At 61.4% G+C, this 18,983-nt stretch carries 11 protein-coding genes; all 11 read left to right on the forward strand.

Annotated features, from left to right (window positions below; translation table 11 throughout):
• The first annotated feature begins 95 nt into the window (after positions 1–95).
• The 11 genes from U1A53_RS04780 to U1A53_RS04830 all read left to right on the forward strand — a co-directional run bounded on the left by U1A53_RS04780 (position 96) and on the right by U1A53_RS04830 (position 18,488).
• Positions 96–1,034, forward strand: coding sequence for a histone deacetylase (locus U1A53_RS04780; RefSeq protein ID WP_322279329.1), 939 nt, complete (start codon positions 96–98; stop codon positions 1,032–1,034).
• A 102-nt stretch (positions 1,035–1,136) separates the two neighbouring features.
• Positions 1,137–2,141 carry an AAA family ATPase gene (locus tag U1A53_RS04785; RefSeq protein ID WP_322279330.1) on the forward strand — a complete coding sequence of 335 codons (1,005 nt, stop codon included), beginning with the start codon at positions 1,137–1,139 and terminating at the stop codon, positions 2,139–2,141.
• A gap of 86 nt (positions 2,142–2,227) precedes the next feature.
• Positions 2,228–2,689: a four helix bundle protein gene (locus U1A53_RS04790; RefSeq protein WP_322279331.1), complete on the forward strand. Its 462-nt coding sequence runs from the start codon at positions 2,228–2,230 to the stop codon at positions 2,687–2,689.
• A gap of 30 nt (positions 2,690–2,719) precedes the next feature.
• Entirely contained in the window at positions 2,720–3,622 is a 903-nt protein-coding gene (locus U1A53_RS04795; protein ID WP_322279332.1) for a DUF58 domain-containing protein, read from the forward strand.
• A complete protein-coding gene (locus U1A53_RS04800) occupies positions 3,622–4,161 on the forward strand; it encodes a hypothetical protein (protein ID WP_322279334.1) in 540 nt (179 codons plus the stop codon). Before U1A53_RS04795 ends, U1A53_RS04800 begins: the two co-directional genes overlap by 1 nt.
• Positions 4,162–6,141 (forward strand): BatA domain-containing protein, encoded by a 1,980-nt coding sequence (locus U1A53_RS04805; RefSeq protein WP_322279335.1) that lies wholly within the window; start codon positions 4,162–4,164, stop codon positions 6,139–6,141.
• A 123-nt stretch (positions 6,142–6,264) separates the two neighbouring features.
• The gene (locus U1A53_RS04810) at positions 6,265–8,457 is read left to right on the forward strand and encodes a hypothetical protein (RefSeq protein WP_322279336.1); all 2,193 of its coding nucleotides are present in this window, start codon (positions 6,265–6,267) and stop codon (positions 8,455–8,457) included.
• A gap of 54 nt (positions 8,458–8,511) precedes the next feature.
• Positions 8,512–11,847: a hypothetical protein gene (locus U1A53_RS04815; RefSeq protein WP_322279337.1), complete on the forward strand. Its 3,336-nt coding sequence runs from the start codon at positions 8,512–8,514 to the stop codon at positions 11,845–11,847.
• A complete protein-coding gene (locus U1A53_RS04820; RefSeq protein WP_322279338.1) occupies positions 11,844–14,198 on the forward strand; it encodes a hypothetical protein in 2,355 nt (784 codons plus the stop codon). The genes U1A53_RS04815 and U1A53_RS04820 overlap by 4 nt, the downstream gene beginning before the upstream one ends.
• A 71-nt stretch (positions 14,199–14,269) precedes the next feature.
• Positions 14,270–15,301 (forward strand): squalene--hopene cyclase, encoded by a 1,032-nt coding sequence (locus tag U1A53_RS04825; RefSeq protein WP_322279340.1) that lies wholly within the window; start codon positions 14,270–14,272, stop codon positions 15,299–15,301.
• Positions 15,291–18,488 carry a TlpA disulfide reductase family protein gene (locus U1A53_RS04830; protein WP_322279341.1) on the forward strand — a complete coding sequence of 1,066 codons (3,198 nt, stop codon included), beginning with the start codon at positions 15,291–15,293 and terminating at the stop codon, positions 18,486–18,488. Before U1A53_RS04825 ends, U1A53_RS04830 begins: the two co-directional genes overlap by 11 nt.
• The last annotated feature ends 495 nt before the right edge of the window (positions 18,489–18,983 follow it).

The following is an 18,983-nucleotide window of genomic DNA, read 5'->3' on the forward strand; positions in this document are numbered from 1 at the left end:
AGTTGACGGTAGTTTACAGTTGTTGACCGTGGTTGACGATGGTTTGGCCAAACCACCGTCAACAATCGTAAACAACAGCCAACCACCGTAAACTCATGCCAACGGCTCTGCTCCTCGATCCCATCTACCAACAGCATGACCCAGGCCCGGGGCATCCTGAGAGTGTTCAGCGTCATGTTGCGATCACGAAAGCGCTTACCGAGTCTGGAATCGTCGCCAAAACGCAGTCCATCGCTCCTCGCGTCGCCACCATCGACGAAATCGCGCTCTGCCATGATCGCGGATACATCGCCACCGCGAAGAAAGACGTCGAATCGGGCTTGGAAGACCTCAGCACCGGCGACACCTCGATTTGTCCGCGATCCTATGACGTCGCGATTCAAGCCGTCGGTGGTGTGTTGAACGCCGTCGATGCCGTGTTCGCTGGTAAAGCGCAGAACGCCTTCTGCGCCGTGCGTCCGCCGGGACATCATGCACGTCCGGCGCAAGGCATGGGCTTCTGCCTGTTCAACAACATCGCCATCGCCGCACGTCATGCGCAGAAGCAGCATGGCGCTCAGAAGATCGCTATCGTGGATTGGGACGTGCATCACGGCAACGGCACGCAGGACATCTTCTATGAGGACGGCAGCGTCTTCTTCGCCAGCACGCATCAAAGTCCGCTCTATCCCTTCACCGGCCATGCGGATGAATCTGGCAGTGGAAAAGGCAAAGGCAGCACCTTGAACCTCCCCTTCCCCGCCCGCACCGGCATGTCAGACATCGGCGGCGCCTTCACGAACCGCCTCCTGCCCGCCATCGACAAGTTCAAACCCGATCTGATCCTCATCTCCGCCGGTTTCGACTCCCGCATCGACGATCCCCTCGGCCAGTTCCGTCTCACCGACGACGATTTCATCGCGTTGACCAAACTTCTGCTCGAATCCGCCGCCATACATTGCCAGAACCGCCTCATCTCCGTTTTGGAAGGCGGCTACAACCTCCGCGGCCTCGCCAGCGCCGTCACCGCGCACGTTCAGACGCTCATTGGATAAGAAATCCCAATTTTCAGCGGCGTTGACAGTTAATTTACACAGCATGCCCTTGTCAGAGCGCCGGTTTTCTGATGGCATGCGTGTGCATTCTAAAAAAACACCATGTCCAACTCCCCGCTTCCGAAAGACGACGTCGCCGCCATTGATGAACTGCGTCGGGTTTACCTCCGACTCAGCACCGAGCTGAAAAAAATCATCGTCGGCCAGGACAAAGTCGTCGAGCAGCTCGCCATCTGCCTCTTCGCTCGCGGCCACGCGCTGCTGATGGGCGTTCCCGGCCTAGCCAAGACATTGCTCATCTCCCGGCTCGCCGAAACGATGTCGCTCAGCTTCAGCCGCATTCAGTTCACGCCCGATCTGATGCCCATGGACATCACCGGCACGGACATCCTGCAAGAGCTCCCCGGCGGCAAACGCGCCTTCGAGTTCGCCAAAGGCCCCGTCTTTGCGAACATCGTCCTCGCCGACGAAATCAACCGCGCACCCGCCAAAACGCAGGCTGCCATGCTCGAAGCGATGCAGGAGCACAAAGTCACCGTCGCCGGCCGCACCTACACGCTCGACAGCCCTTTCTTCGTCCTCGCCACGCAGAACCCCATCGAGCAGGAAGGCACGTATCCCCTGCCCGAAGCCCAGCTCGACCGCTTCATGTTCATGATCGGCGTCGATTATCCGAGCCGTGACGAAGAAATCGCCATCGCGAGAAGCACGACCGGTCAGAGTTTGCCAAAACTGGAGCACGTCTTGGATGGCCCGAAGGTTCTCGCCTTCCAAGACCTCGTCCGTCGAGTCCCCGTGCCTGATCACATCTATGAATTCGCCGTCGATCTCGCGCGGAAGACACGTCCAGCCAGCAGCGAGGCACCCGCTTGGTTGAAGCCTCTTGTCAGTTGGGGCGCTGGTCCTCGTGCCGTGCAGAATTTGATCCTCGGTGCCAAGGCACGCGCTGCCTTGAACGGCAGCTACATGGTGCGGCTGGAGGACGTCATCGAAGTCGCTGATCCTGTGCTGCGTCATCGTGTGATGACGACGTTTACTGCGGAGAGTGATGGCGTGACGAGCCGTGATGTGGCGAAGAGGTTGGTGGATGAACTCGCGAAGGCCTAACCGCGCTCATCGCAAAATCCTCCTCCGCCTCCTACTCTTACTCCTCCTCCCTTTCCGCACATCCAAACCCACGCCGACTGCACGCCATGTCCACCGCACGCAAGTTCGACCACGAAAAGCTAGAGGTTTACCAACTCGAACTGCAGTTCATCGCCTGGCTCACCAATCTCTTTGCAGAAATCCAGTCCTCCAAAACACCCCGCCTCTCCGAAGTCATCGATCAACTCGACCGCGCCAGCCTCTCTGCCCTCCTGAACACGGCTGAAGGTAACGGCCGCCGGGCCACTCAACAGCGCGTCCGCTTCTTCGACGACGCTCGCGGCTCAGCCACCGAATGCGCCGCATGCCTTGATGCGATCGTCGCCAAAATGGCGTGCAAGCAAGAGCGTGTTCTCGATGGCAAGGACATGCTGCTCAGTGTTGTCTCGATCTTGAGTGCGCTGATCGCTCGTTTTGAAGGAGCTTCAACCAAGGTGCCTGTGCAAGCTGGCTCTTCGGTGCGAAGGCCGGGTATCCGCCGCTCGTTCAGGGAGGAGGAGACGGAGTAGGAGGAAGAGGCGGGCTTTCATTTGACGAACATGGCTGAATCATCTCGATCATTCCTCGACCCAGCGGTCCTTTCGCGCCTCATCGCGCTGCCGCTGAACGCCCGCCAAGCCATGCTCGGCAACGTCTCCGGCAAGCATCGTAGCCCCGTGCGCGGTTCCTCGCTCGAATTCGCGCAATACCGCAAATACGTCCCCGGCGATGACACACGACGCCTCGACTGGCGCACCTGGGGGCGCAGCGACCGCTTTTACATCAAGGAATTCGAGGCCGACACGAACCTGCGACTCTGCCTGCTCATCGACACCAGTGGCAGCATGAACTTCGGCCCTGCTGGTGCCACACGCTTCGACTACGCCAAAAAACTCGCCGGCACGCTCGCCTACATCGCCGCGCAGCAGGGCGACGCCGTCGGTCTGCATTCTCTCGCCGAAAAATCGGTCGAAATTCCCGCCAAGCGCGGTGCATCGCATCTCGGCGTCGTGCTCGATCAAATGGCCGGCCTCCAGCCCGTCGGCGATACCACGCTGCTCACCGCGCTGCACGACGCCGCCGAAAAAATCCGCCAACGCGCTCTCGTCGTCATCTTCAGCGACCTGTTCGTGCCGCCCGCCGAACTGAAGTCCGCCATTCAGCACCTGCGCTTCCGCAAGCACGACGTCACCGTGTTTCATCTGCTCGATCAAAAGGAACTCGACTTCGATTTCGACCGCCCCGCCCGTTTCATCGACATGGAAGGCGGCGAAGCCGTCCTCGCCGACCCCAGCCTCATCGCCCGCAACTACCGCGAGGCCGTGAAGCAATACATGATGGAAATCGACGACCTCGTCCGCACCACCGCCATCGACTACCACCGCGTGAAGCTGCACGAGAAATACGACGACGTGCTCGTGAAGTTCTTGCTGGCACGGATTCAGAAGAAAGGAGGCCGGTGATGCATTCAAAAATCGGAATTCTTCTTCTCACATGGGTGAGTCTAGCATGGTGTGAAGACGCAAAATTCACCCCTCCGCCAGCGGGGATCAATGGCTGGCCGAACAAGCCTTATGACAAAGTCGTTGGCTATCAATTCGCCAATCCCGATCACATCTCCTTTATCGAGGATGGCGTACTGGCGCTCGACAAGTTGAAGGAGCTGAAGCGCAAAGAGACTGTTTTGAATGCCGATCAAACAGCGGCCCTTCTCAAAGCGACCTTTGAGGAAGAGAAAACGCCAGGTGGCGCACTTTGCTACGACCCGCATCACATCATCGTCTTCTACTTCGACGACAAGCCGGTGGGAGCCATTGAAATCTGCTTCCATTGCACGGGTGCAAGGTGCTGGCCGCAGAACAAGGCGGTCTGGTGGCACACCAATTTCAACGAAATTGGAAAGCTGACCATATCGTTGGGCCTTGGGGTTCGCGAGCCAGATCCGGGCAACGACTCGCCAAAGTCAGGACAGCAACGCTTTCCCACTTCGCCAAAACGATAAATGACCTTCCTCGTTCCAGCGTTGCTCCTCGCCCTGCCGCTCGCGGCGCTGCCGGTGATCATTCATTTGATCCACCTGTATCGGCGGCGGCAGGTGAAGTGGGCGGCGATGATGTTTCTGCGCATGGCGCAGCGCATGAACAAGGGGCTGTCGCGGCTGCGGCAGATTCTCATTCTGGCGTTTCGCGTGCTGGCAGTGGCGGCGATCTTGTTTGTCATCACGCGGCCGATGGCGGGCGGCTTGCTCGGGCTCACCGGTGGCGTGCCGGACACGGTGATCGTGCTGCTCGACCGTTCGGCGAGCATGGAGCAGCAAAACCTCGCCACCGGCACCAGCAAGCGTGCGGCAGGCATCGCGAAGCTCTCGCAGGCCTTGCGCGACACCGTTGGCACGCGGTCGAAGCTCGTGCTGATCGAGAATGCGCATCTTCAGCCGCAGTTGCTCGAAAAACCGGAATCACTCGTTGATCTGCCGCTCACCGGCCCCACGGACACCACGGCGGATGTGCCTGCGCTGCTGCAAGGCGCGCTCGATTACATCACCACGAATCAAACCGGACGCACCGACGTGTGGGTGCTCAGCGATCTGCGCCAAAGCGACTGGGATGCGGCCAGCGGACGCTGGCAGGCGCTGCGCGGTGCTTTCACCAGCCTCAAAGGCCTGCGCTTTCATCTGCTGACCTACGCGCAGCCCGTGTCGCAAAATCTCGCCGTCTCCGTCGAGCGTGCCGTGCGCCGCGAAACCGCCGACAAAGCCGAACTGCTGCTCGATCTGCGCATCACACGCGACGCGGCCACCGCAACGCCCACCGAGCTGCCGCTGCGATTTGTCATCAATGATGTGAGCACCACGATGAAGGTCGAGATGAAGGACTCGCAGCTCGTGCTGCAAGGCCACGCCATTCCCATCGACAAAACGACGAAACGCGGCTCTGGCCGCGTGGAACTGCCCGCCGATGCTTCGCCCTCCGACAATGTCTTCCATTTTGTCTTCGATGAACCGGCCGTGCTGCGTTCCGTGATCATCACCGAGGACGAAACTGAGGCCGGACCACTGCAAGCCGCACTCGAAGCCGCCGCCGATCCCACGCGCAAGTATGCTGCCACCGTGCTGCCCGTCTCCCGCGCCGCCGAAATCGCGTGGGACGACACCGCGCTTATCATCTGGCACGCGGCATTGCCCAAGGCGGACGATTTGATCACCCAACAACTCAGGAATCATCTCAACTCAGGACGCAGCATCCTGTTCCTACCCACGGAAGCACCTAACAACGAAACCTTCGGCGGCCTGCACTGGGGTGCGTGGAGCGGCGACAGCAAACCCGCCTCCGTCGAGTGGTGGCGCAACGACTCCGGCCTGCTCGCCAACACGCGCAGCGGCACCTCACTGCCCGTTGGCGAGCTCGAAGTGACTCGGCGTTGCGAAATCCTCGGCGAAGGCACACCGCTGGCACGACTCGCCGAAAACAAGCCGCTGCTCATGCGTGCGGACATTCCCGGTGATGGCAACGCCTGGTTCCTCGGCACGCTGCCCGGTTCCGGAAGTTCCAGCCTCGCGCGTGATGGCGTAGTGATGTTCGCCATGCTGCATCGTGCCTTGAATGAAGGTGCCAGCACGCTCGGCAAAGCGCAGCAACGCGAAGCCGTCGCCACCGACACGCTGAATGACTGGAAACGAGCCGGAGAAGCGATGCTGAGTTCCGAACAATCGCTGCGTGCTGGCATTCTCACCAAAGACGACAAACTCATCGCCCTGAACCGCCCGCTGCGCGAAGACCGGTCCGAAACGCTCGGCAAGACTGCTCTCGCCGAACTCTTTGCCGGACTCGATCATCACATCATTGAGGACCAGGTCGAAAACGAAACCAGTCTCGCCAGCGAAATCTGGAGAACGTTCTTGTTCTTTATGGCGCTCGCACTGCTCGGTGAGGCGCTGCTTTGCATGCCGGGGAAACGTGAAGTTCGACCCAGCGCTGCCTGAATCCTTCTCTTCCTCCTACTCCTCCTCTTACTCCCTGACCGTTATGCCCAGCGATTTCGAAAGCTATAGACCCGTCCCTTCAGGGAGGAGGAGTAAGAGTAGGAGGCGGAGTAGGATTTAAATATGCAGCCCACCACGTCCCAACTCGTCTTCAATCCCACGCCCGTCGCGTTCGCTGTCGGCGTGGCGTTTGTGGTCGCGATTGCGGGGCTGGCGTTCATGGCGTGGCGTCGCAGTGGGTATCGCAAGCTCATGGGGTGGCTGGAGTTGCTGCGCGTGATCATCGCCCTCGGCATCGCGATCACACTACTGCAGCCGGAGTGGCTGGAGACGTTCAAACCGGAGACGAAGCCGGTGTTGGCGGTGCTGCATGATGTTTCAGGCAGCATGAGCACCAAGGATGTCACACGCGGCACACAGGTGATCTCGCGTGAAGAAACGGCGAAGCCCTTGATCGAGCCGAAGCTATGGGAGCCGCTCAAGCAGCGCATGGATGTCGTCATCGAGCCGTTTTCGTCGTCACAAACACCAGCGGCGGAAGGTACGGACATTCATGCAGCACTCGCCAGCGTGCTCGAACAGCAGCCGAACCTCAAAGCGGTCGTGTTGATCAGCGATGGCGATTGGAACACCGGCAGCGCACCCGCTCAGGCCGCCACACGGCTGCGCATGCGCGAGGTGCCCGTGTTTGCGGTGCCGACGGGAGCCGAGACGCGGCTGCCGGATGTGGAATTGACGAGTTTTGACGTGCCAACCTTCGCGGTGGCGGGCAAACCGCTGCGCATTCCGTTCGTCATCGACAGCTCGCTGCCGCGTGATGAAGTTGTGATGCTGGAAATGAAAGCGTCGAGCGGTGAGATCATCACCAAAGAGGTCACGCTGCCTGCCATGGGTCGCTTACAGGATGCCATCGCGTGGAAGCCGGACAAACCGGGCGAGGTGAAGCTCACGCTGACGATTCCAAAGACACCAAACGAGCGCTATCCCGAAAACAACACGCAGGAAGCGCCGCTCTCGATCCGCAAGGAGCAGCTCCGTGTACTGGTGATCGAAACCTTCCCGCGCTGGGAGTATCGCTACCTGCGCAATGCGTTGGAGCGTGATCCCGGCGTCGAAGTGAACTGCCTGCTGCTGCATCCCGGCCTCGGCAAAGCTGGGGCAGGGCGAGGTTATCTCAAAGCCTTCCCCAAAGACGAAGAACTCACGAAATTCGATGTCGTCTTCCTCGGCGATGTGGGTTTGGAGAAAAGCCAGCTCACCGCAGCGCACTGCACCGCGCTGCAAAAGCTCGTGCGCGATCAAGCGGGTGGCCTCGTCTTCATGCCGGGCTTCCATGGTTTCCAAGCGACCTTGCAGGACACACTTCTGGCCGACCTGCTGCCCGTCGTGTGGGACGCTGCCCAGCCACGCGGCTGGGGATCGTCATCACCGGGCAAGTTTGCGCTCACGGAAGCCGGAACGCGCAGTCTTTTGACGAAGCTCGAAGACAGTGATGAAGCAAGCGCCCGCGTGTGGGGCAATCTGCCGGGCTTTCAATGGTATGCACCCGCCCTGCGCGCCAAAGCAGGCACCGAAGTGCTCGCCACACATGGCAGCGAGTCGAATCAGTATGGCCGCGTGCCCTTGATCGTAACGAAGACCTATGGCGCGGGCAAAATCCTCTTCATGGGCACGGACGGTGCGTGGCGCTGGCGCAAGGGCGTGGAGGACAAATACCACTACCGTTTCTGGGGCCAGGTGGTGCGCTGGATGGCCTACCAGCGCAACATGAGCAGCGGTGACAGCATGCGCCTGTTTTACTCGCCGGATCGTCCACGCACTGGCGATGTGCTGACGCTGAATGCGAACGTGATGAGTTTAACCGGTGAACCGTTGCGCGACGGAGCCGTGATCGCCCAAATCGCCGCACCGAGCGGCAAAGTATCGAGCGTGCGCCTCATCCCGGCTGGCGAAGAAGCCTGGGGTCTGTTCAACGGCACCTTCACACCGACTGAACCGGGCGACCATCGGGTGCAGCTCACCTGCGCGGAGGCAGGATCGTCGTTGGAGGCAAAAATTTCGATTCAGGGCGTCAGCCGTGAAAAACGCGGCCAGCCCGCGCGGCTGGAGGTGCTGCGCGAGATTGCGCAGTTCACCAAGGGCCAGATGCTGGATGCCAGCGATCCTGTGGCTGTCGTCGCGGCGATCGCGGGAATGCCTGAGCCTGCGATTCAGGAGCGCCGCCTGCCGTTGTGGGCGCATCCGGCCTGGGCGGGGCTGCTGGTCACGCTGATGGGCCTATTTTGGGTCGGAAGAAAGGCCGCCGGGACGTTCTAAACCCCCAATCAAAAGCTCGTCACAGACGTTTCATCAGGATAACATCACCCTATTATGAAAACAGAACTGCCGGTCATCCTCGAAACGAAGCTCGCGGATTTTCGCAAGCGAGTCTGGATTGTGAAGCTCACCGAGGGGCTGCTGGCGGCGGCGTTTGGGATTGTGTTGTCTTACATTCTCGTGTTCGCGCTGGATCGGGTGATGGAGACGCCAGTGTGGCTGCGGGCAACGTTGCTGATCGCGGGGGCGCTGACGTTGGGACTTGGAGTGCCGCTGAAGTGGCATCGCTGGGTGTGGCGTCAGCGGCGGCTGGAGGATGCGGCACGTCTGTTGAAGCGCACGTTTCCGCGTTTGGGTGATCAGTTGCTGGGCATCGTGGAACTGGCGCATGTCGAGGCGGGTTCGGCGGGTCGCAGCGAGCGACTGGTGCAGGCGGCGATGGAGCAGGCGGCGGAGGCGGTGAAGGACAAGGATTTCTCACATGCGGTGCCTGAGGCGAAACATTTCCAGTGGGGCTGGGCCGCAGGCGTGACGGCGATGCTGGCCGTGGCGGCGCTGACTTTGCTGCCGGACGCCGCCTGGAACGCAATGGCGCGCTGGGTCACGCCGTGGCGCGATGTGGAGCGTTTTACTTTTGCGAAGATCGAGAAGCTGCCGGAGCGTCTCGTGGTGCCGTATGCGGAGCCGTTTGATTTGAAGGTGCAACTCGACAAGGACACGCGCTGGTCGCCAGCGAGAGCGAAGGCGCAGATCAGTGATCAGCCGGCGGTCGTGAGCGGTTTGAAGGAAGGGGCGTATCCGCTGGCCTTTCCGCCGCAGAAGGAAGACGGGGCTCTTTCACTGTCGCTGGGTGATGTGCGCAAGACGCTGAGCGTTTTGCCACGCACGCGGCCGGAACTGACGGCATTGTCGGTGCGGACGCGGCTGCCGGAGTATTTGAAATACAAGACGGAGCCGGTGATCGAAGTGCGCGGCGGTTCGGTGAGTGTGTTGAAGGGTGCGAAGGCGTCTTTGGAGGCGACTGCGAGCCGTGAACTGGCTTCCGCCGAAGTGAATGGCGAAGCGGAGAAGGTGTCGGGCGCGAAAGTGACGACGCCCTTCCGTGCCATCGACGCGGATGCGGAAAAGCATGTGATGTGGAAGGACCGCGATGGTTTGACGCCGCGTGAGCCGCTGGTTTTGAAGATCAACGCCATCGAAGACGAAGCGCCGAAGCTGGCGGCACGGCGTGAGACGCCGGAGCAGGTGGTGCTCGATTCGGAAGTGGTCGCGTTCGATGTGGATGTGCAGGATGACTTCGGGATTCAACGCACGGGCCTGGAATGGCGCAGCGTAAACGACGACAAGACGAGGGGCGACCGCATCGCCGCCGCTGGAGCGCCGGAGAAGAAGGAGCTTTCGGCCAAGGCAACGTTCAGTGCCACACGCGACGGCGTGGAGCCGCAGACGCTCGAAATCCGTGCTTGGGCGGAGGATTATCTGCCGAACCGGAAGCGGGCGTATTCAGCGGCGTTCGTGCTGCATGTGCTGAACAAAACGGATCACGCGCTGTGGTTGACGGAACAGTTCGGCAAATGGCTGGAGGCGGCACGTGAGAGTTATGAGCGCGAGCAGCAACTGCATGCGACGAACAAGGAGCTGCGCGCGATGGACGCGGCGGAACTGGATCGGCCGGAGAACCGTCGCAAAATCTCGCAGCAGGCGAGCGCGGAGAATGCGAACGCGGCTCGACTGAGCAGCCTGAATCAAAGCGGTCGCAGCCTGGTGGAGCAGGCGACGCGGAATGATGAGTTCGACGCGAAGCGGCTGGAGTCGTGGGCGACGATGCTCAAGTCGCTTCAGGACATTGCAGCGAAGCGGATGCCGAGCGTGGCGGATTTGCTGAAGGAGAGCTCGGGGTCGAAGGCTGGGAAGCCAAATCAGGCCACAGCGAACAATTCCCCTTCCAATCCATCGCAGCAGAATTCGAAAGAGGCGAAGCCGGGTGAAGCAAAGTCTTCTCCGAGCAAGCCGAGCGCGCCGCAGATTGCGAACGGGCCGGATTTGCCGAAGGGAGCGCAAGGCGGCAAGGCATCCACGGAAGAGCAGAAGAAGGAAAACATGCCGAGCATCGCGGACAAGGAAGGCTCGATGAGCAAGGCGGAGCAGCAGCCGGCTGATCCGAATGCGAAACCGTCTCCGCCAAAACCAAGCACGATGAAACTACCGACGACGCAGATGGCGGCGGCTCCTTCGAAGAAGAAAGATGGCGAGCAGGAGCAACCCAAGGCGGAAACACCGGCGCAGCAGAAGATGGACGAGGCGATTGATGAGCAGAAGCTGCTGCTGGCGGAGTTTGCGCGAGTTTCCGACGAACTGGCAGCGGTGCTGGCGAGTCTGGAGGCGAGCACGTTTGTGAAGCGGCTGAAAAAAGCGTCACGCGATCAACTCGTGGCGGTGAAGGATTTGAACACGAAGACGCTGAGCGCGTTCGGCCTCGAAAGGAAACCGGTGAAGGACGCGGCGGTCATCGCAGAGCACGAGAAGAAACAGAGCGAGACGGTGCGGGTGATTCAGAGCGACCTGGAGGCGTATTATGCGCGCAAGCCGGAGATGCATTTCAAAAACGTCATCGGCCAGATGAAGGAGACGCAGGTGGTGAAGATGCTGGCGTATCTCGGTGACCAGGCGGCGGTGAATCTGAGCGGCAACAGCATGGCGGGCGCGGAATTTTGGGCGGACACGCTGGACCGCTGGGCGGAGGAGATGGTGGCGGCCAGCGAGTGCAAATCGTGCAGCAGTTGCAGCGCGGACAGCCTGCCGCCGGAGATTGTGCTCAAAGTGATGAAGGCGCTGCGCGATGAGATGAAGCTGCGCGATGAGACGCGTGAGCTGGAAAGTGCGAAGGCGGCGCTGGCGACCGGCGAACACGCCAAAAAATCAGGCAACCTCGCCTCGAAGCAGTTTGGCATCCAGGCGAGCGTACGCGGTGCGTTTGATGACATTCTGCGTCTGCCACAGGGGAACGAGAAGTTTGGCAAGGAATTGAAGCTGCTGGACGCGGCGATGGGCGTGATGATGGAAGCGGCGGGCATTCTGGACAAAGCAGACACAGGTGCTCCGGCGATCGCGGCGGAGACGGAGGCGATTGAACTGCTGCTTCAAGCAAAACGGGCGGGCAAAGGCGGCGGCGGTGGTGGAGGCGGCAATCCGGGCGGCGGTGGCACGGCGGACTCGGCCTCGGAGGCGGCTCTGGCAGATCTGGGCATTGGTTCGGACGCGAACGCGAATGTGGATGCACGTCCAGTGGGCCAATCGACCGGCAAGGCCGGCCGCGAGCTGCCGGAAGAGTTCAAGACGGGGTTGGACGCATATTTCAACAAGCTGGAGGCTGGAGGCACGGTGAAATGACACGAGTTCTGCTGACGGTTCTGATGCTGGGTGTTGTCACCGCGAAGGCCCAGACGACCTATTACTCGCGCACGGAGTTGAAGAAGCCGCTTTCCGAGGCGGTGGAGAAGACGCTGGCTGAGCTGGTGGAGCGTTGTGTGCCGGAGAAGCACAAGCAAATGACGGCCCACATGGAGGAAGTGATCCAGGCCGTCGATGCGGTGGCGAAGCTCACGACGGAGGAGAAGAAGGCGTTGCAGGAGGAGTCAAAGAAGGCGGTGGATGCGACGGTGAAGGCGTGGCAGCCGCTGGCGGTGGTGATGATGCGCACTTATTTGTCACGCACGTCGGAGTCGGCGGCGATCCGGCACATCGGCATGTGGAAGCCGGATGTGGCGGGACCGAATGAACCGGTGGAAAACTGGACACCGCCGCAGGAGACCGCCAACTGGCTCGCCACACTGCGCCAGACACTCGGCGAAGAACGATTCAAAACGTGGCAGGCTGCGGATGCGAAGGTGAAGGAGCAAACGGCCAAGGAGATCGCCGATCATCTCACGCGTTGGGGTGGTGAATCACGGGGGCCGATGAACGAGGACTTGCAGGCAAAGATCGGGCTGATGAAGACCAAATTGAATCTCCCCGAGGATCGCGTGAAAGCCTTGAACGATGCTGCGAACGCCCTGCTGAACCGACTGGTGGACACCGAACGCAAACGCGCGACGGACATGTTGCGCACCTTGCCGCCCACCGCGCGACAGAGCATCACGAAGCGCAGTTATTACTACATCCGCTTCGACCGGCCGCGTGGCGAGGCCTGGGACAAGCTGTGGGAAGATACCGCCGGGAAGGTGCTGCCTGCGGAATTGATCGCCCAGTGGAAGAAGACTGAGCAGGAGGAACGCGGCAAGGAGGGCGCCGAGCTGGCCGACATGATCAAACCCTCCGAACAGCAGGCGGAGCAGCAGATGGAACTGGCCCTGAGCGCGGAGATCGACAGCATCGTGGTGGCGCTGGATTTGAACAAGGAGCGGCAGCAGGCGCTGTCGAAGCTGTCGAAGGAGGCGATTCAAGAGTCGCTGAAGCTGGCGCGGAAGGGCTGGTTGCAGCAGGCAAAGAATTATTCGGCCACGGAGCGCAAGCGCATCCGTGGCAACGTTTATTTCGGCATCAACGAGGAGCAGCAGGCCATGGTGCTGCCGGTTTGGAAGGATGGCTTGAAGAAGATCCTCTCCGAGGAGGAGCGCACCCGCATGGCCGCCGAAAACAAGCAGCGCGAGGAGCGCACGAGCTCGGCCATCGCACGCGCCTGTCTGGCAGAGATGGACAAGACGCTGGTGCTGAATCAGACCCAGCGCACGAAACTGGAACCGCTGCTGCTGGAGCTGATGCAGCCGCTGCTGGAGCAGCGCCGCCAGCAGTACTGGAGCTACAACGCCAGCCAGCTCTTTCAAAACGCCGGCAAGGCCAAGGAGGAAACGGTGCGCGCGATCCTCGATGAGGTGCAGTGGCAACACTGGAAGGAGCTGATCGCGTCGAACAACAGCTCATCACGCACCGCCACGCCGGACGTGAACGCCACCGGACCCGCCGTGATAGACATGGAGATCGCGATCTCGGCGCACCTGTACAAGATGTTTGTAACGGAACGCAAGAAGGTGCTGGCGGTGATGATTCCGCAGGTTGAGGACGCCAAGCGTGTGCTCTCGCTGCCCGAACCGGCGGTCACACGGCTCACCACAGCGGCCAAGGGGACGGTGGAGAAGCATTTGGAACCCTGGCGGCAAAACACCGAGCGCTACGTGCGGCAGAGCGTGCAGAGCGCCACGCCGAAGAACATCTTGCAGGCGCTCGCAGGCACGGAACGCGTGAGCTTCAGCCGCAACGAGGGCGGACCACAGGATGCGGAGCTGTGGAAGACGGAGCTGAGCGCGACACTGAACGAAGCTCAGCAAAAGCAGTTGCAGCAGGTGGTGGAAGCGCGGCGTGATTACCGCCTGAAGGCCATGGCGGCGATGAGCGTCTCGGAACTGGACCGCCGCCGCCGGCTCACGGCAGACCAATGCGCAAAGATCGAAACAGCCGTCCACAAGGTGCTGGTGGAGTACCTGCCGGACATCGAGCGCTACATGTCCTTCCAGTGGTTCCTGCAATACTACTACGCGCTGGTGCCGGTGGCCGGCGTGGCGGAGAAGGATTTGCAGGCGATCCTGACGCCGGAGCAGTGGAAGCTGTGCAAGGAACGCGATCTGCCCGACGCGATGCAGTACTGGGAGGGCATCAAAAACAATCACGAGAACCGCATGAAGCAGGGCGCCAACGGCAATGCCAACCGGATCATCATCAACGGAGGGCTCATCCTCGACCCATGAACATGCGCGAAGAGCGAAGGGCGAAGGGCAAAGGGTCCAGGCAAATGCAAAGCGAGCCTGGAGCCTGGCACATGCGGCGAAGCGTCCTCATAACGATCTTTGGCTTGTGCGTTGCTCTTTGCCCTTCGCCCTTTGCCCTTCACGCCCAAGATCCCGCGCTGCGTTTCGGCGGAGCGATTCCGCAGGAAGTTGAAACCGTGTACGAGCGCGGCCTTGCCTGGCTGGCATCGAAGCAGAGCGAGCAGGGCAACTGGCAGGGCGGCAACGATGGCGCCGGTGTGGATGGCATCTGCCTCATGGCCTTTCTGGCGAGCGGTGAGGATCCGAACTTCGGCCGTTACGCGGCGAACATCCGTCGTGCGCTGCGTGCCATCATCCGCAGCCAGGATGCGAGCACCGGTTACCTGCCCAACAGCATGTACCATCACGGTTTTGCCATGCTCGCACTCTCCGAGGCCTACGGAGCGGTGGATGAATCGCTGCTGTGGGAAGGCGGCAAGCCGGTCCGCACGATCGGGCAGGCGCTCGATCTCGCGGTCCGCTGTGCCGGCACCTCGCAGAAGGCGAACCGCTGGGGTGGCTGGCGTTACATGCCGAACTCGACGGACGCGGACACCTCGGTGACGGGCGCGGTGCTGATGGGGTTGCTGGCCGCGCGCAACGCGGGCATGGAGGTCTCTGATGAAGTCATCAATGCCGCGCTGGAGTACATGCGCCGCAGCACCGGCAAGGATGGCAGCGTGGCCTACGCCGGCGGCTTTGGCGGCTTCGGCGAGTCGATGAACCGCAGCGCCATCGCCACGCTCGTCTCCGCCGTGTCGAAGCACAAGGATTCCGAGGAGTTCAAGGCCACGCTGAAGCACATCACCGAGCGGCTGGAGCACACCGAGGGCAACTACAAGGAGTACTTCCGCTACTACATGGCGCAGGCCTTGTTCCAGGGCGACTACGCCTCGTGGCAGAAGTGGAACGCCGCCACCGCCCGCGTGCTCAGTGAGAGCCAGGCGCCGGATGGCAGCTTCAACAACGAGGCCTACGCCACCGGCATGTCCCTGCTGGCCATGGCGCTGAACTACCGCTTCCTGCCGATCTATGAACGCTAAACGCATCCTCACCTTCCTGGCGCTGGCATGTGTGACCCGCGCCTCTGAACTGCATTGGCAGAATGGCGAATGGATCGGCGGCCATTTGATGGAGGTCGCGGACGATCATGTCGTCTGGCGCTCGGAAATATTCACCGAGCCGCTCAAGGTCAGCCTGAGCGTGCTGCGTCGTGTGGGCAAGCTGCCGGAAGACCGGCCGACGAAGGAGCCCTTCAGCATCCGCATGGCCGATGGCACGCGGCTCTATGGCAACGTCGTCGGCATAAGCGCGACGACGATCGCGTTGAAGTCCGCACGCTTTGGCACCATGCGGATCGAGCGCAGCGCCGTGGCGAGCATCAAGCGTCTCAGCGGCGCGGGCATTCTGTTTGCGGCACCCACGAGCACGAACGGGTGGATCGAAAGCGATGTTAAAAACAACAAGAAGCTCTGGCGGGTGATTCCCGGAGCCGCTTTGAGGCAGTACGGCTGGAATCGCAGCGCGACCCTGCCCTTGGAGCTGCCGGAGCAGGTGGAGATGCAGTTCAACCTCACGTCCACCGTGCGGCCGGAGTTCAAGCTCGACCTCAAAGTCTCCGCGCAGGAGAAGGTGACCATCGAAACCTGGGTGGATGATGTCGTGCTGCAAGGCCGCGTGTTTCAAAGCCTCAAGACGCTCAAGGATACCGATCATCGCGTGGCGATGACGCTGTTTTGGAATCGCAAGACCGGCCTGTGCGCCATTTACAATGCGGACGGCAAAAAGCTGGCGGAAACGAGCAAGCCGCCGGTGGAAGATGAAAAAGAGAAGGCTGCGGAGAAAAAACCTGCGGACAAGGCGGGCGGCGGCCTGTTTGGCGCTTTGCTCGGCGTGGTTCAGGGCGTGGCCCAGGCCAAGGTCGATGCCGCTCGTGCGCAAGTCCGCGTGACCTCCAGCACAGCAGACAACACACCGGCGGGATTCACGCTGCTGAACAAAGGGCCTGATCTGAAGCTGGAAGGCCTGCGCATCCGCGCCTGGGACGGCACGCTGCCCACCGACATCACGGACGCGCGTCCACGCGTGGAACTGGCGGACGGTCATCATCTCAAGGCTTCCGTCGTGCGGGCCGATGCCGCTGGTTTGACCGTGCGCGCCAAAGACACCGGCAAGGAAACGACCCTGCCATGGGACAAGGTGCTCGGCGTCGAGATGGAGCCGCCCTCGCCCTTTTACAGCGCGCTTTCACCGGGCACGGAGTTGTGGTTTGCGGATGGCGAATGGATCTCCGGCCTGCTCCTGCACATGCGCAACGAGGTGGCGACGATGAAGACCGGCTGGTGCAAAGATCCCGTGTCCTTCAAATACGGCGAAGCCCGCCGCATGGACCTGCGCGAGAACAAACCCGGTCCCAAATCACCCGATCTCGCCACGTTGGACACGCTCATCATGGACAAGAAAAAGCCGCTGCACGGCACGCTCGATGCCGGGGGCGAGCCCCAGCCGCGCTGGCGTGTGGTTGGCGGCTTGAGCTCCGTCGCCATGATCAATCCCGCGAACTTCGAGATCACGCGGGCTGCCACGGCGCAGCCGGAGGGCATCCGCAGCGACGCCCTGTTTTATCTGAACAATGGAGACGTGGTGCCAGGAACGCTGCGGGCGATTGATGCGAAGCTGGTCGATCTGGATTCCAGCCTCGCCGCAGTGAAGCAACTGCCGGCTGAAAAACTCCAGGCCATCCAGTTCGGCGGCGCTCCCTTGAATCTCGACGGTTTCGAAGACCCCGGCTGGCAGCGCGTGCGTGGCGATGAGAAAGTGGTGAAGCGCAACGGCAAGGCGGCGATTGATTTCGAACCCGGCGGCTCCTGGGGGCATCCGTCCTTCATGCAGGTGAACGAACTCAGCTTCACGCTGCTCAGCAACGGCTTCAGCGCTCTGCGCGTGCGGTTGTTCTGCGACGGCGTCAATCCCGCCGCGCCGAGCACGAACCTGCTCTTCGGCCACATGGGCAGCGAGGTGTGCTTCGGCCTCGAATCCAGCGGCGACCAGATGGACCGGCAGTTCCGCCTGCGCACCACCGGCCCCATGCCGGTGCGCATCACCATCAGCGAAAACAACATCGAGGTTTTCTTCAACGGCGTGTCCGCGCGCAAGATCGTGCTCACTCCGAAGATGCTCTCCGGCAGCGGCCTCATCATCGAGCCGTTCAGCCTGTGGGGGAATGGTGAGCGCGATGTGAAGATCAACTCATTCAGCGCACGCATCGCCCCGGGCCGTCTGGCCGTGCCGGTCGTCGATCTGCGGGCCAAGGAGCATGCGCTCACCGTGCCGCGCTTCCGCAAAGAAGATCCGCCGCGGCATGCGCTGCTCGCCGCGAACGGCGACCTGCTGCGTGGCGTGATCGAAGCCGCCACCGCGAAGCATTTTTCGATTCGCTCCGGTTTGGAGACCATCCAGGTGCCACGTGACCGCGTGAAGGCCGCCGTGTGGCTCGTCAAACCGGCGGATGCCGTCAGTGACGCCTTCGAAGCACGGGCGAAAGAGGGCGATCCGCCCGCCATCACACACTGGCTGCTGCTCAACAACGGCGGCCGGCTCGGCTTGAAGGTGGAACGCTTCGCCAACGATGCCGTGGTCGGCAAAAACGCCCTGCTCGGCGACTGCCGCGTGCCCTTGCCGCAGATCCACATCATCCGCACCGCCACGCCGCCGGACAGCGCCGCCATGCTGGCCCTGCGAGATTGGAAATTGAAGTTCGCGCCCGAACCCGTGCTGCCGGAGACCGGCGGGCAGAGTTCTCCGCTGCTCAACAAGGATGCCAAGCCCTTCAAACTGCCGCTGCTCGCTGGTGGTGACTTCGATCTCGCGCAGGAGAAGGGCAAAGTCATCGTCCTCGACTTCTGGGCCACTTGGTGCGGCCCCTGCATCAAATCCCTGCCCGACATGATCGATCAGATGTCCGCCTTCGATGCCAAAAAGGTCCGCTTCATCGGCGTCAATCAGGCCGAGGCCAAAGAAGCTGTGAAAACCTTCCTCGAAACCCGCGGCTGGAAGTTTGAAGTCGCCCTCGATGCCAACCAACGCGTCGGCCAGTCCTTCGGCGTCGAAGGCATCCCCCACACCGTCGTCATCGGCCCCGATGGCAAGGTGGCGTATGTGAAGACCGGCTATGAACCCGATGGCGCGAAGAAGATCGCGGAGATGGTGAAGAAGCTGTTGGAGAAATAGTTCACGGTTCGCAGTTTCTCTGTTCGCAGTTTGGTTCATTCGCATGTGAGGCGCACGAACTAGGTGTGGCATCCAAGGGCGCTTGCCGTTTTGGAGTGCTCCAGTCCTCTGGAGCTTTTCGCAGGCCATGGGACGCTCGAAAGCGCCAGAGGGCTGGCGCACTCCAGGACGCTGACGCGACGTGCGAACCGATGATGAAATCATCGCCCTGAGTCATAAAACACTGATTTTCAGGGCGGAAGGTGGCTGCCGCAGCTCGATTGCGGAGTCTTCCGGCGTGTCAGGAGACTCCCGAGGCTCAATTACGGAGCCGTCCCGCTTGTCAGGAGTCTCCGGAAGCCCGATTGCGGAGTCGTCCTGCTTGTTGGAGCTCTCCTTCATCTCGATTACGGAGTCCTCCGGCGTGTCGGCAGTCTCCCAAGCCCCAATTGCGGAGTCCTACGGCGTGTTGGGAGTCTCTTCCACCTCGATTGCGGAGTCTTCCTGCTTGTGGGA

The organism is Prosthecobacter sp., from assembly GCF_034366625.1.
Taxonomy (GTDB): domain Bacteria; phylum Verrucomicrobiota; class Verrucomicrobiia; order Verrucomicrobiales; family Verrucomicrobiaceae; genus Prosthecobacter.

Coding starts and splice junctions, on each gene's coding strand:
- U1A53_RS04800 (WP_322279334.1), top strand. CDS start 3,622: ATGCATTCAAAAATCGGAATTCTTCTTCTCACATGGGTGAGTCTAGCA.
- U1A53_RS04815 (WP_322279337.1), top strand. CDS start 8,512: ATGAAAACAGAACTGCCGGTCATCCTCGAAACGAAGCTCGCGGATTTT.
- U1A53_RS04780 (WP_322279329.1), top strand. CDS start 96: ATGCCAACGGCTCTGCTCCTCGATCCCATCTACCAACAGCATGACCCA.
- U1A53_RS04805 (WP_322279335.1), top strand. CDS start 4,162: ATGACCTTCCTCGTTCCAGCGTTGCTCCTCGCCCTGCCGCTCGCGGCG.
- U1A53_RS04785 (WP_322279330.1), top strand. CDS start 1,137: ATGTCCAACTCCCCGCTTCCGAAAGACGACGTCGCCGCCATTGATGAA.
- U1A53_RS04830 (WP_322279341.1), top strand. CDS start 15,291: ATGAACGCTAAACGCATCCTCACCTTCCTGGCGCTGGCATGTGTGACC.
- U1A53_RS04790 (WP_322279331.1), top strand. CDS start 2,228: ATGTCCACCGCACGCAAGTTCGACCACGAAAAGCTAGAGGTTTACCAA.
- U1A53_RS04820 (WP_322279338.1), top strand. CDS start 11,844: ATGACACGAGTTCTGCTGACGGTTCTGATGCTGGGTGTTGTCACCGCG.
- U1A53_RS04795 (WP_322279332.1), top strand. CDS start 2,720: ATGGCTGAATCATCTCGATCATTCCTCGACCCAGCGGTCCTTTCGCGC.
- U1A53_RS04825 (WP_322279340.1), top strand. CDS start 14,270: ATGCGGCGAAGCGTCCTCATAACGATCTTTGGCTTGTGCGTTGCTCTT.
- U1A53_RS04810 (WP_322279336.1), top strand. CDS start 6,265: ATGCAGCCCACCACGTCCCAACTCGTCTTCAATCCCACGCCCGTCGCG.